The organism is Microcoleus sp. D3_18_C2, assembly GCF_036702395.1.
Taxonomy (GTDB): domain Bacteria; phylum Cyanobacteriota; class Cyanobacteriia; order Cyanobacteriales; family Microcoleaceae; genus Microcoleus.
In genome coordinates, this window is record NZ_JAUBTG010000030.1 from 1 (window position 1) to 13,337 (window position 13,337).

14 protein-coding genes and 1 pseudogene are annotated in these 13,337 nt (G+C 46.3%); 8 read left to right on the top strand and 7 right to left on the bottom strand.

Features of this window, described 5'->3' with window-relative positions:
* Positions 1-926: 926 nt before the first annotated feature.
* Together QUA88_RS17935 and QUA88_RS17940 are read right to left on the bottom strand one after the other, a co-directional pair.
* Positions 927-1,982: pseudogene (locus tag QUA88_RS17935) on the bottom strand (ABC transporter ATP-binding protein); the annotation flags it as partial.
* Between the two features lie 807 nt (positions 1,983-2,789).
* On the bottom strand, positions 2,790-2,999 hold the full coding sequence (locus tag QUA88_RS17940) for a hypothetical protein (protein ID WP_332999805.1): 210 nt from the start codon (positions 2,997-2,999) through the stop codon (positions 2,790-2,792).
* Between the two features lie 172 nt (positions 3,000-3,171).
* Here QUA88_RS17940 and QUA88_RS17945 point away from each other — a divergent pair, with 172 nt between their 5' ends.
* Positions 3,172-3,369 carry a helix-turn-helix transcriptional regulator gene (locus QUA88_RS17945; RefSeq protein ID WP_015177410.1) on the top strand — a complete coding sequence of 66 codons (198 nt, stop codon included), beginning with the start codon at positions 3,172-3,174 and terminating at the stop codon, positions 3,367-3,369.
* A 73-nt stretch (positions 3,370-3,442) separates the two neighbouring features.
* On the opposite strand, the gene QUA88_RS17950 is transcribed toward QUA88_RS17945, so the two are convergent.
* Complete coding sequence (locus tag QUA88_RS17950) at positions 3,443-4,087, bottom strand: Uma2 family endonuclease (protein ID WP_333052734.1); 645 nt, start codon at positions 4,085-4,087, stop codon at positions 3,443-3,445.
* A gap of 113 nt (positions 4,088-4,200) precedes the next feature.
* Positions 4,201-5,844: a WD40 domain-containing protein gene (locus tag QUA88_RS17955; protein ID WP_333233835.1), complete on the bottom strand. Its 1,644-nt coding sequence runs from the start codon at positions 5,842-5,844 to the stop codon at positions 4,201-4,203.
* A 196-nt stretch (positions 5,845-6,040) separates the two neighbouring features.
* Between QUA88_RS17955 and QUA88_RS17960 the strand changes: the two genes are divergently transcribed.
* Complete coding sequence (locus QUA88_RS17960) at positions 6,041-6,313, top strand: DUF4160 domain-containing protein (RefSeq protein ID WP_333052736.1); 273 nt, start codon at positions 6,041-6,043, stop codon at positions 6,311-6,313.
* Positions 6,303-6,755 carry a DUF2442 domain-containing protein gene (locus QUA88_RS17965; protein WP_333052737.1) on the top strand — a complete coding sequence of 151 codons (453 nt, stop codon included), beginning with the start codon at positions 6,303-6,305 and terminating at the stop codon, positions 6,753-6,755. The genes QUA88_RS17960 and QUA88_RS17965 overlap by 11 nt, the downstream gene beginning before the upstream one ends.
* 76 nt (positions 6,756-6,831) lie before the next feature.
* Here QUA88_RS17965 and QUA88_RS17970 read toward each other — a convergent pair whose 3' ends face one another.
* Together QUA88_RS17970 and QUA88_RS17975 are read right to left on the bottom strand one after the other, a co-directional pair.
* Positions 6,832-7,530, bottom strand: coding sequence for a pirin family protein (locus QUA88_RS17970; protein WP_333052738.1), 699 nt, complete (start codon positions 7,528-7,530; stop codon positions 6,832-6,834).
* A gap of 215 nt (positions 7,531-7,745) precedes the next feature.
* The gene (locus tag QUA88_RS17975) at positions 7,746-7,982 is read right to left on the bottom strand and encodes a CDGSH iron-sulfur domain-containing protein (RefSeq protein WP_333052739.1); all 237 of its coding nucleotides are present in this window, start codon (positions 7,980-7,982) and stop codon (positions 7,746-7,748) included.
* Between the two features lie 147 nt (positions 7,983-8,129).
* Here QUA88_RS17975 and QUA88_RS17980 point away from each other — a divergent pair, with 147 nt between their 5' ends.
* Both QUA88_RS17980 and QUA88_RS17985 read left to right on the top strand, forming a co-directional pair.
* On the top strand, positions 8,130-8,468 hold the full coding sequence (locus tag QUA88_RS17980) for a winged helix-turn-helix transcriptional regulator (RefSeq protein ID WP_015177415.1): 339 nt from the start codon (positions 8,130-8,132) through the stop codon (positions 8,466-8,468).
* A gap of 70 nt (positions 8,469-8,538) precedes the next feature.
* Entirely contained in the window at positions 8,539-8,937 is a 399-nt protein-coding gene (locus QUA88_RS17985; protein ID WP_333052741.1) for a DUF4112 domain-containing protein, read from the top strand.
* 298 nt (positions 8,938-9,235) lie between these two features.
* On the opposite strand, the gene QUA88_RS17990 is transcribed toward QUA88_RS17985, so the two are convergent.
* Positions 9,236-10,258 (bottom strand): beta-eliminating lyase-related protein, encoded by a 1,023-nt coding sequence (locus tag QUA88_RS17990; protein WP_333272971.1) that lies wholly within the window; start codon positions 10,256-10,258, stop codon positions 9,236-9,238.
* Positions 10,259-10,340: 82 nt separating this feature from the next.
* Here QUA88_RS17990 and QUA88_RS17995 point away from each other — a divergent pair, with 82 nt between their 5' ends.
* From QUA88_RS17995 to QUA88_RS18005, 3 genes are all read left to right on the top strand, one after another.
* The gene (locus QUA88_RS17995) at positions 10,341-10,553 is read left to right on the top strand and encodes a DUF2997 domain-containing protein (protein WP_333129970.1); all 213 of its coding nucleotides are present in this window, start codon (positions 10,341-10,343) and stop codon (positions 10,551-10,553) included.
* Between the two features lie 11 nt (positions 10,554-10,564).
* Entirely contained in the window at positions 10,565-11,347 is a 783-nt protein-coding gene (locus tag QUA88_RS18000) for an XRE family transcriptional regulator (protein ID WP_333052744.1), read from the top strand.
* A gap of 103 nt (positions 11,348-11,450) precedes the next feature.
* Positions 11,451-13,247 (top strand): Hsp70 family protein, encoded by a 1,797-nt coding sequence (locus QUA88_RS18005; RefSeq protein WP_333272974.1) that lies wholly within the window; start codon positions 11,451-11,453, stop codon positions 13,245-13,247.
* The last annotated feature ends 90 nt before the right edge of the window (positions 13,248-13,337 follow it).

The following is a 13,337-nucleotide window of genomic DNA, read 5'->3' on the forward strand; positions in this document are numbered from 1 at the left end:
GGTTCATGATGCTCGATCGACTCTACGGTTTCGACAACTGGTTCGGATTCTGGTTCATGATGCTCGATCGACTCTACGGTTTCTACAACTTGCAGATTTTCGACTATCGGTTCTGGTTGAGAATGCTCGATCGACTCTACGGTTTCTACAATAAGTAGATTTTCGACAACCGGTTCTGGTTGAGAAGGTTGGATCGACTCTACGGTTTCTACAACTTGCAGATTTTCGACAACCGGTTCTGGTTCATGATGCTCGATCGACTCTACGGTTTCGACAACTGGTTCGGATTCTGGTTCATGATGCTCGATCGACTCTACTGTTTCTGAAACAACGGGCAGATTTTCGACTATCGGTTCTGGTTCATGATGCTCGATCGACTCTACGGTTTCTGAAACTTCTAGATTTTCGACAACTGGTGCTGGTGGAGAAGGTTCTATCGGGAGTTTCTCACTTTTATAAAAAACATTTTTTACAAAAGTGAGCATCCTGCTTGCTTGTTTAGATATCTGTAGCGAGTAAGATCCTCGGGTTTCTGTGACACCCAAACGGTGATGCTTCGCTTCACTCAAATCTACGGTTTCTGCAACTGGTTCAGATTCTGGTTGAGGATGTTCAATCAACTCTGCGGTTTCTGCAACTGATTCTAATTCTGGTGGAGAAAGTTCTATCAGCTCTACGGTTTCTGCAACTGATTCTAATTCTGGTGGAGAAAGTTCTATCGGCTCTACGGTTTCTGCAACTGATTCTAATTCTGGTGGAGAAAGTTCTATCGGCTCTACGGTTTCTGCAACCGGTTCCGATGCGGAATGAGAATCAGAAAGTAACTCTTCAGCTTCTGCAACTGGTTCCGATGCTGAATGAGAATCATAGAGAGACTCTGGTTTATTTGAAACGGGCAGATTGTCCGGGATGATCGTCGGTTGCGATTCAGATTGATGAGAATCGGCGATCGAGTTTTGAATTTCTGCTGCTTGTTGCAGATTTTGATCGACCTCCGGTTCGCTGTGAACCAGATTTTCTTCTGGTTTCTTTTCAGCCGCTGTCAGCCTTAAAAAGACATCTTCGAGAGTAGCGCGAGAGCGACGCATTTCGCACAGTCCAAATCCAGAGGCGACGATAGCTGTAGCAATTTCTCGTCCGGGTTCTCTTTCCGATTCGCACAATGCCCGCAGGCGGTAGCGATTCACTAAATATTGCTGGCTTGGAATCAATTCCACCGATCGAACTCCCGGCACATTTTCCAAAGAAGGCAACAGCAGACTGTTTACCAAATCCGCCTCCCCTTCCACTTCGAGTTCGTAACCCTCTCCGACAGCCAACTCTCCCATCAAATTTTCGGGACTACCCGCAGCGACGATTTTACCGCGATTGATGATGGTGACGCGGTTGCAAGTCATGCTGACTTCCGGCAGAATGTGCGTGGAAAGGATGATTGTGTGCTGGCCGCCAAGACTTTTGATTAAATTGCGGACTTCGATGATTTGTCGGGGGTCGAGGCCGACGGTTGGTTCGTCTAAGATAATGACCGGTGGATCGTGGACGATCGCCTGCGCGATACCGACGCGCTGGCGAAATCCTTTAGAAAGTTTGCGGATTAAAACTTTGCGTTTATCAACCAGGCCGCAGCGTTCGATCGCGGAGGTAACTCGTCGCGCGCGATCGCCCGCAGGCACTTGCTTAATCCGGGCGACAAAAAACAGAAACCCTTCCACAGTCATTTCTGGATACAGTGGCGGGTTTTCCGGCAGATAACCGATGCGCTGTCTGACTGCCATCGAGTTTTCGTGAACATCCATGCCGGCGATGCGGGCCGTACCGCTGGATGCCGGCAAATATCCCGACAAAATCCGCATGGTTGTGGTTTTACCAGCGCCGTTTGGCCCCAAAAAACCGAGAATTTCTCCTGATTCGACCGAGAAGGACACGTCCGCGATCGCTGCGGTCGAACCGTAAGTTTTGCTTAACTCATCTACTTCAATCATTTTCCAATACTTTCAGCCTCTAAGTACCTGATTTCTATCAACACTCTAGCAAAACAGCCATTTTAGAGGCTTTTTGGGCCTTGTTTTTGCCTGTTCACCTGTCCCAGTGTCCCTTATCCAGTAGTCACTTACAAGCGAGCTCTTCTATCAATCTTCTACCGACCCGTTAGCGGTATTTGCGATTAAGCAAGCGTGCCTCAGAACAAAACTGGGTTTTATGTTAATTGCTATTTTAGATTTTGGATTTTGGATTTAAGCAAAAAACCCGTTACCTCTAGCAGCGCTAACGGGTTGAGTAAAATAATTCATTTTCAAGTTTTGTCCTTACCGACACCACACTGTGTTTGCACGGGAACCTAGTGGCCGTAAATTCTCGTTACCCTTATCGATCACTTCTTTCCACCATGTCCTACCGTACCTATCCCGTAGGGAATCGCCGTAGTGCATTTTATCGAGCTGGTAGGCAGTAAAACCGCGCACTATCATACCCGACCGAGTGACTACCTCGCTCCAATAGGCGGGTTTTGTTGGCGACGGGGCAGGATCAGGAATCTGTTCGTTCTTCGACCACCCCTTCCCTTCCAACATCTAAAGATTGTCGGTTTTGGTCAGGGGTGGATCTCTTCACTCACGCGCATTCCTTCCGACGCTCACGCCCTGCGGTAGAGCGCGGGACTCCTGCTGTCTAGTTGAAGCAAAATGCTAGGTAGTAGGGTGCGGCGCGGGGAAATGATTAGCCGATGTACATCGAATCCCTACCAACCGACGCACCCTACCAGTAGGTTCTGTGCCTAACCAAACCCTCAACTAGCTGCCTTCGATGTTGTTAGGCGCTGTTTCTAGGTTGATATCGGCATTAAAAACAATCACAAATTGAGCCTTGGGGATTAACTGCCGGACGATCCGCAGATAGCCGTCAGCATCGGAATGCCTGAAAAAGTGGGCCACAGTGATTCGCTGCATATTGGGAAGCAGGCGAACAACCAACCACCTGTTAAGGCGCTGTTTGTAGGGCATAATTAAGTTTGTCTCCATTCAGTGTTGGAGCCAAAGCCAGTTCAATGCTTGTCTAGGGCGGGGACTGGCTTTTGACTTTTGTTAGACTTTGTGTCTATCTCTAGGTTGTGACACCAACTACATATAGTCAACTGAATAAATAGAATAAACTGAACTAAGTACGGGATAGATAATGACGCTGGGGCAAAAGCTAAGAGAAAGACGTGAAAGTCTAGGTTTGACTAGAATACAAGTGGCAAGAGCGTGTAATGTGGTGGAATCCACAGTTATCAACTGGGAAACCGACAGACACGTCCCCAAGCTTTACCCAGCACAGATGAAAGCCCTATGCGACTTATTGAAGTTCACGATCGAAGATTTAGTAGTGTAGCTTGGGGAGTTAAGATCGAGTAGGTTGGACAATCGCGCTTTTTTGCAGAGAGGGCGATCGCTTTCTATTTGGATTACTGCTGAAATTGAGCCAACAACCAAGCCCCTACCTGTGCTTGATCTTCAGTGCGACTCCGCCGCAAAGCCTCTTCCAACACAGCAATAGTTAATCCCGGCAAAACTTCCGATCGCACAAGCCGCCGACTGCCATTATCAGCAATAATAGCAAAGGCAATAATTTGAGATTTCTGCACGTCTACTACCCAATATTCAGCAACTTTTAACTCTTCGTAAAGCAACCGTTTTTCACCAATATCATCAGCCAAAGTTGAGTCAGCAACTTCTATGACCAAATCTGGCGGTGGGGTAACGTCAAGACTTGCGATCGAACTTCCCCTCGGTGCTAATTGCGCTCTTTCTCCAATATAGTATGATACATCCGGTTGACACTCTCGCACTCCTGTTTTCCGGTAGCTACAGTTATCCAATCCGTTAAGAGAAATACCTTTGATAGTACAAAATAGGTTAATTGCGAAAAGTGCGATCGCATTATCTCGTGAATGATCAGGCCCTACTGACATAGTTTCAATCCTCATTTGTCCGTTGCGGTAATAGCATTTGGCTTTACTGTAAGCTGGGTCATCTGCCATCGCGATGAATTCTTCCCATGTCGCTACCACCCAGATATCAGTTGGCAATTTAGTCTTTAGTCCACTCATTTTTTTATCCCAAATATCTCGATCGTATAACACCACTCAATCAAATGCAAACCCTGTTCTCTCTACTCTTCCTCTGCGCCCTCTGCGCCCTCTGCGGTTAAATAAAAAAAATCTCAACTCCTTTTCCAAATCTTAATTTCCCCCAACCAACCCGCACTAACAATAGTCTTCCCATCGCTGCTAATAGCCACAGCACTAACATAGCCAGAATGCCCGCTCAAATTACCTCTCAAATCCCCCGATCGCACATCCCAAAGTCTCACACTCTTATCCCAACTCCCAGTAACCAGCGTAGTGCCATCCCGACTAAAAGCCACCGACCAAACCCCGTCAGTATGCCCGCTCAAACGCCGAATTAACAGCCCGTTGACCGCATTCCACAACCCAACAGTGCCATTGCTGTTTCCCGCAGCTAAACTTTTGCCGTCGGGAGTAAAAGCTAGCGACAAAACAGCCAAGTTTTTGCCGCTAATCGTGCGAATTGCTTGACCTGTAACTAAATTCCACAACCTAATTGAACCGTCTTTACCGCCACTAGCTAAAGTTTTGTTGTCAGGACTGATTGCAACAGCATTCACCAACCCAGAATGCCCACTCAAAGTCCGCAGCAACTCCCCCGTTTTCCCATTCCAAATCTTAATCGTTTTGTCCCAACTACCGCTGGCTACAAATTGACCATCAGGACTAACGGCAACGCTCGAAACAGCATTGGAATGTCCGCTTAAAGTGCGTACAACCGCGCCCGTTTCTAAATTCCAAATTTTCACAGTTTTGTCGTCACTGCCGCTAGCTAACACCTTGCCATCCGCACTCGCAGCCAGTGCGTTTACGGCTTCCGTGTGTCCTTGCAGGGTAGTTTTTAATTGCCCGCTGGGAAAATTCCAAACAGAGATTGTGCCGTTGCTATTTCCTGTAGTAAAATAAGCTGAAGCTAGGGCAAGGGAACTGACAACTTCCGAAGGCCCTTTGAGGGTATTTGTGGCAGCAAAGGCGATCGCACTTGCGGGCGTGCGGGGCGCATTATTCGCCGGAGTTTTCGGGTTTCCGGCAGTAGGAGATTGGGGAACTACTGGCAGGGAAATAGTCGATCGCCATTTCATGAAAGTATTAATTTCTATCCCCGCCGCCACGATTTTATCGGAGTTTTCCTCTAACCTAACAATGCCATTAATTGCGACAACTCGCCCCGCGTCATCGAGCACCGGCCCCCCACTCATGCCCGCTCTCACTAAGTTGTTGTAGACCAAAGTATAGCCGTTCCAGGGAGTTTGGCGGCCGGTAAGCTGGCCTTCCGTGGCGAGGAAAATCGGCTGTCTCAGAGAACCGCCGGATATCGGCCAGCCCGCCACATAAGCCTTGTTTCCCTTAGTTGCTGCGGAATTAGCTAATTGAGCCAGGGGGTAGCTTTGAGTGCTGCTGAAGGGGACGATCGCCAAATCCGCACCGGGCATTCGCCGCACGAGGCTGTATGATACAGAGTGAGCTTTGCCGTCGGGAGTTACGACCTCGTAATCGCCAGCTTTATCGACAACGTGCCAGTTTGTGAGAATATAGTATGTGCTGCCCTGCTTCTCTAAAATTACTCCTGAACCGCCTTTTGGCCCCTGGATGCGAACAGTAATTTGTTGGGCAACGGTTTTAACTTTGTCGGCGGTTAATGCGAGGGCGATTTGAGGTGATGTGAGTGGGATGAGGGCGATCGAACTCAGGGCGATCGTAGCACTCAAAATAGCCGGAATTGTTCTGCTGTAATTCATTTTTTTTTTCAACTTAACATAAACTTCTTCAGTCCTCTTGAGAGGACTTCAGCTTTGAGCAAGGGACTTAAGTCCCTTGCGGACTGTAACCGCAGGTGCAAAATATCAATACTAAGGCATCTGCACTTGACAAAACCAAACGCTTGGGTTATTATATGTAATATATATAAAATTTTTTAAAATTAACGATAAAATTATGCCCAAAGTTATAGAAGACATCAAGAACAATTTATTTGTTTACATATATACTAACGACCATATCCCCGCTCATGTCCACGTCTTTAAAGGTAGAAAAAATGACGCTAACCAGATGGAACTCAAGATTAATATTGGCAGTGAGGAAGCACCTCCTACTTTAGTTTATGCTCACGATCTAATAAAGAATAAAGACATCGTGAATGCACTTAAACTTATAGCGACCAATCAAGAAATGCTGTTAAGTAAATGGGAGGAAATACATGGCATTTAAAAACTGGGACAAAGAATTAACCGAGGAAAATCTCCGAGAGCAAATAGCCAAAGCCAAAGAAGCATGGAAACAAGCCGAGGCGACAGAACCCCGCGCCGAATCCGTGCATTACAATCAGTCGGAAGATTTAATTGCGATCAAACTAAAAAACGGTGCTATTTTTTCTTTTCCGCCAAAGCTGGCACAAGGCTTAGAAGGTGCTTCACCAGAACAACTTGCTGATGTTTGGCTACCTCCTTCCGGTAGCAGCGTCCACTGGGAAAGCTTAGATGTTGATTTTGGTATTCCCGAACTTATCGCAGGTATTTTTGGGACAAAATCTTGGATGGCTGAATTAGGTAGAAAGGGAGGACAGGCAACTTCAAGCTCTAAATCAGCAGCAGCAAGGCAAAATGGTAAAAAAGGCGGGCGACCTAAAAAGAATATTTCTGTTAATTCTTGAAATCCATTTGATGTGTCAGATGCTAGGGAATTAAATCCCCGAATTCTTGGATAATTCGGGGATTTCGCATTCAATTTTATGCTAAATCAAACAGCAAAAATTCCGCATCTTCCGCCGCTTCAATCGCCAACTCAGACTCGCCACTAACCGCCGCAGCGTCGCCATTTTCCAAAGTCAAACCGTTCAGCAAAACCGAGCCGCGAGCAACTTGCACCCAAGCATGGCGATTCGGCTGCAAAGCATGAGAAACCCGCGAATCTTTATCCAAAACAGCCGCATACAAATCCACATCTTGATGCACTTTCACAGCACCATCTCTGGCATCTCGCGCCGCCACTAACCGCAGTTTTCCGTGCCTTTCTGCTAGGGGAAATTCGCGCTGCTCGTAACTCGGCTGCAAGCCTTTTGTATCGGGTAACAGCCAGATTTGCAGCAAATGAACCGGGTCTGTTTGCGAGTTATTGAACTCGCTGTGCTGGATACCCGTACCTGCACTCATCCGCTGCACTTCACCGGGTTTAATCACTGCACCAGTACCCAAACTATCCTTGTGTTCTAAGGCTCCTTCTAATACATAAGTAATGATTTCCATGTCGCTGTGTCCGTGAGTGCCGAAACCTCTGCCGGGGCTAACGACATCCTCATTAATTACCCGCAAAGAGCGAAAATTCATATAATTTGGATCGTAATAGCCGGCAAAAGAAAATGTGTGGTAACTGTCCAGCCAACCATGATTAGCGTGTCCTCTTGCTTCACTTTTTCTAACGGTAATCATCTTCTCCTCCTAATTTAAAAATCATGAAAATTGTGGTGTTTGTTTAGCAGCCCTGGACGTAGAAACCGGTTTCTTTTAGGATAGTAGTGCATCGCAGCTTTAATATCGGTGAAAAACCGGGTTTCTTTGGTATTGATGCCTAAGTCCTATTTAGTTGTCAAATGAAACCAAAAGCGGTTGATGCACGATTGGTTTCTCCTTGATTATTGCTGCCTTTAAAGTTTGCTATGAGCGCCGTCGCAAAATGGAGAATTTGCGGTAGACTTGCAGTTGCACATCGCCACAGTTTTTTTCTCAGTTACTTCAAAAGCTAGCGGCACAAATTCGCTACCTTTATGGGAACCGTCACAAAAAGGCTGATTCTTAGCTTGACCGCAGGTGCACCAGTAGTAAGTACCGGGTTCAAGTTCCATAACGGCGGGTTTGTTATCAGCAATCACAGGTTGGCTCATCGTGTTCTCCTTTTTGATTGATGCCAGATGCAGGAATATATTTATTGGTTTAGTTTGTTTGATTTCTGCGATGTTTCTACTTTAAACCGAGTCAAGCTATTATGGGAAGTACGCACTTAAAAGTAGGGTAGTTACCAAAAGGATACTATGCAAGTCCAAGAAGTAAAAGTCGATCGAGCAAATTGCCCTGTAGAACGCACTCTAGAGGTGATAGGCGGGCGCTGGAAAGTCTTGATTCTGCGGGAGTTGTTTCCAGGAGTGAAGCGCTTTAACGAGCTGCAACGAGCTGTCAACGGCATTACTCAGAAGATGCTGACGCAGCAACTGCGGGAAATGGAATCAGACGGGATCGTGCACCGGGAAATTTACCTGCAAGTGCCGCCAAAAGTTGAATATTCGCTAACGCCTTTGGGCGAAAGTCTCAAACCGATTATTAATGCCATGCACGAATGGGGAATTCAGCATATTAGCGAAGATGGAAAATGAGCGGTTTCTAGATGGTTTTTTCCGTCTTCCGACAGATTTCAAATTTTCCAGCTAGTTCAAGAATAATAATATGAACAACATAGAGCGTCTCGCCACCCTCAACCGCATCCGCAAACTCAGCCGCTTGATGGATACCGCCATTGGCATCCCCGGCACTAAATTTCGCATTGGTTTAGACCCCATTATCGGTTTAGTTCCGGGTGCTGGGGATATCGTAGATACCGCGTTTTCCGCCTACCTAATTTATTTAGCAACTCGATTCAATATTCCCCAAAAAACTCTAGGGAAAATGGTTTACAATATCGGTCTAGAAGCCGTAGTTGGTTCCGTACCTTTAGTCGGAGATATCTTCGATGCTTTTTATAAATCAAACATGAGAAATCTGGCGCTTTTAGAAGCACACCTCGAAGAATCTGAACCAGAACTAGCCGCAGTTGCAGAACCTATTCCTGAACCTATTAAATTGTAGGGCGGGTTTCACAAACAATAATTGTAAATAACCAAAAATCTCTCAAACCCGCCCCCACCCAACGAGAAATGCCGCGCCTATTTTTCGCATTAAAAATGTAGGGGCGGGTTCACCAACAATAATTGTAAATAACAAACAATCTCTCAAACCCGCCCCCACCCAACGAGAAATCCCCGCGCCTATTTTTGCATTTAATATAAATCAAGGTTGATGTGGATTATTTGTTAGGTGGGGGCGGGTTTCTTAGATTGTTCATAGCTGGCCGATATTATTCGTAAAACCCGCCCCTACATTTTAATCATTGATGTCGTTTAACCGCTTCCACGAAAGCAATAACATCCGCTTCCAAAGTATTAAAAGCCGTTACCAGTCTAACAGTACATTCATCCCACCGATAAAACAGAAAACCCTCAGCTAAAACCGCTGTAATTACCGATTCGGGAAGTTGAATAAAAATCTCGTTTGCTTCAACCCGATGGCAAAAATTCGCTCCCTCAACTCCCGCCAAACCTTGGGCTAATTTGGCGGCCATATTATTTGCATGAGCCGCATTCTTCAGCCACAAATCATCCGTTATATACGCTTCCAACTGTGCAGACAAAAACCGCATTTTCGAGAAAAGATGCCCGCTGCGCTTGCGGTAAAAAGGGAAAGTCTTTGCTAATTCTCGATTAAAAAAAACCACAGCTTCCGCAGCCATTGCGCCGTTTTTTGTCGCTCCAAACGAGAGAATATCCACACCGGCGCGCCAAGTGACATCAGCAGGAGAACAGCCAAGACTGGCGACAGCATTGGCAAAGCGAGATCCATCCATGTGCAGGTGCAAATTGCGATCGCGAACTACTTCCGAAATGTGGGAAATTTCTGCTGGATGGTAGACTGTGCCGGCCTCCGTTGCTTGAGTGATGCTGACGGCTGCGGGCTGTACGTGATGGACGACACCTGCACCAGCGCGATCGAGTATTTTTCCTAAAGTCTCTGCCTCTATTTTACCATGATTTCCTGTTACTGTAACTAACTTGGCACCGCCTGTAAAAAACTCCGGCGCGCCGCATTCATCTACATTAATATGAGATGCCCCGTGACAGTAAACAGCGCCGTAAGGAGGAGTAACAACCGCCAGGGCTAGAGCATTAGCAGCAGAACCGGTTGCTACAGGAAAAACAGTCACCGATGTCTCGAACAAATCCGAAAATTTAACTTGCAAACGCTGTGTATATTCATCATCTCCGTAAGACATCACAGCACCGCAATTAGCCGCTGCAATCGCAGCCATAATCTCCGGCGAAACCCCGGTTGCATTGTCGCTACAAAAATTCATTAGAATAATTGGTAAATAGAATCTATAATATAACTCAACACTAAGCAGTCAACACTCAAGCATTAAACCAAGAGGCAGAATTATGGCAGAATACCGCCAAATAGAATACCGCATCGGCAAAGACGGCAAAATTACCGAAACCGTCCTCAACGCCACCGGTTCGAGTTGCACCGAAACCACCGCCGGAATTGAAAAAGCCCTCGGAAAAGTAGAATCTCAAGACTTGCTGCCAGAATACTACGAAGGCGAAGAAAATTTGGTCGTTGAACAAACCCAGACTTTAAAACAAGTTTAGAAGAGTTAAAGATGTTTGAGATCCTCGGTGCCACAGTTGATGTAACAACAGTGCCTGCCTTCAGCTTCGCGCTAGCTATCGGGGGCATTTTTCTAATTTTAGTCTACGTTTATGCTGCATCTGAGGCGGGAGATACGATCGAGTTTAAGTACGATACAATTCTGCGGGAACGCATGAATCAGCTAGACATTCTCGATTGGCAAGACTTAGGCGAAAAAGCAGGCTTAAGTCGCTTTGGGGTGCGCTTAGTGCGGCAGGGAGACGTAGGAAAACTCACGCTAGACCAACTGAGACGGTTGGCAACAGTGCTGAATTTGAATTTTCAAGAGTTCGATCGCACTTTGAGCGCGCTGCCAATGTCGGCTACAATCACAAATAATCCCAGCGAAATTGAAGAATTGAGGCAGCAGTGTTTCCGGCTGCGAGAAGAATTGCAGCAGCAAAAAGCTCAACTAACTGCCGATTTCCGCCGCGCTACCTTTGAACAGTTGCAAACTTTGTTAACCAACTATCCCGCCGCCCGCAAAATGGCTGAAGCCAAGCCGGATATGCCAGCCAAAAATCTCTCAGCTTTGTTTACTCCCTTAGAAAACCTGTTATCAAGCTGGGATTTTCAAACAATCGGTTCTGCTTGGGAACAAACTGCTTACAATCCGCAGTTGCACCAGCCGGATGTTGAGGATATAACCGAAGGAGAATTAGTTTATATTCGGTTTGTCGGCTATCGGGAGGGAGAGCAAATTCTTACTCCTGCTAAAGTTAGTCGTACCCTTCCAGCGGGAATGAAAAATTAAATCTAAAATCTAAAATCACTATGACTACACTTGCCAATGAAAAATAAAATCTAAAATCTAAAATCTAAAATCTAAAATCTAAAATCTAAAATCTAAAATCACCATGACTACAGTTGCCATTGACTTCGGTACCAGCAACACGGTTGTCTGCATTCTTAACCCGGATACGCAAACACCAGAAACTTTGAGATTGGGCGAGATGTCCCGCATTTTTAAAACGAATAATTCGGGCGGAGATGTTCGAGAAATCTCTGTAGTGCCGACTTTAGTATTTGTGAAAAATGCCGAAGAGTTGGTGCTGGGAGAAAAAGTGCGATCGCAGCGTTTGGGGCAATCCCAACCAGACCGTTTTTTCAAAGCTTTTAAACGCAATTTAGCCGCTGACTTTCAGCCCCCACCCCGTAATATCGACGGCGAAACCTACACATCCGAATCAGTAGCCGAACAGTTTATCACAAGTATTTGGAAACAATTATATTTACAAAATATACAGGCAGAAAAAGTAATCTTTACAGTACCAGTCGGAGCATTTGAGCGATATCTAGATTGGTTTCGCGACTTAGGAGAAAGTTTGGGAGTTGCGGAAGTTCAGGTAATAGATGAATCCACAGCCGCCGCCCTGGGATATGCAGTACAACGCCCCGGTTCTCTAGTTTTAGTAGTTGATTTTGGCGGCGGAACTTTAGATTTAAGTTTAGTTCGCACTGCTCTAACCCCCCCCTTACCCCCCCTTACTAAGGGGGAGAGAAATCTCGCTTCCCCCCTTAGCAACGCGGGGACAAATCTCGCTTCCCCCCTTAGCAACGCGGGGACAAATCTCGCTTCCCCCCTTAGCCAGGGGGAGAGAAATCTCGCTTCCCCCCTTAGCAACGCGGGGACAAATCTCGCTTCCCCCCTTAGCAACGCGGGGACAAATCTTGCTCCCCCCCTTACCAAGGGGGGGCTGGGGGGGGTACGTGCCGAAGTATTGGCAAAATCCGATGCTTATGTCGGCGGCGAAGATATTGACATCTGGATTGTCGAAGATTATTTGCGGCAAATTGGTTCGTCGCGGGCAGAAGTCGGCCCCGTTGGCTGGCAAAATTTATTAGAAATAGCGGAAAAATTAAAAATTCAAGTTTCTCAAGTTAATGAGGCGAAGGAAAGCTGGTTTGACGATGAAAATTTTATGTCTTACGACTTGCAGCTAAACCGAGACAAGCTTGAGGAAATTCTGGAATCTAGGCAGTTGTTAGAACAGTTGCGGGAAGCTTTAGATGAAGTGCTGAGTATTGCACTGGGAAAAGGTATCGGCAAAGCAGATATCGAACAGGTTTTGCTGGTAGGAGGAACTTCTTTAATCCCGGCTGTATCTAATTTAGTGGTTTCGTATTTTGGGCGGCAAAAAGTCCAAAGAGACAAGCCTTTTGAAGCTGTGGCGCACGGTGCTTTAGCCTTGACACAATTAGCGAGTGTTGACGATTATTTGCGCCACAGCTATGCAATTCGCCTCTGGGAACCTTATGCTAAAGCTTATGCTTATTCGCCGATATTTAGCAAGGAAATGAAGTATCCCTGTCAAAGTTATGAAGAGTTGACGCTGCAAGTGGCTATTGAAGGACAAAGGGAAATTCGGTTAGATATTGGCGAAGTTGCGGAGGTATCGCAAGCGGAGGTTATTTTTAACGAAAAAGGGCAAATGACGAGCAGTTGGCTCAACAAACAGACGGATTTTCGCTCTCTGGAAAGCCACCACCAGCAGGTTTGTGTGGCGCATTTGGATCCGCCTGGGGTATTGGGAATTGACAGGGTTTCGGTGAGTTTTGAGGTGGATGAGAGGCGGGTTTTGTTGGCGACGGTGCGGGATTTGGTGACTGGTAAGGTGTTGGTGGAAAAAGGGGCGATCGCCAAACTGCAATAATGGTAAAATTTTTAGATAACATTCGGATCTTGAAATCGGTACTACACAAACTCTCGTCTGGATGGTGCGCGGACGGAAGAATATTTATTT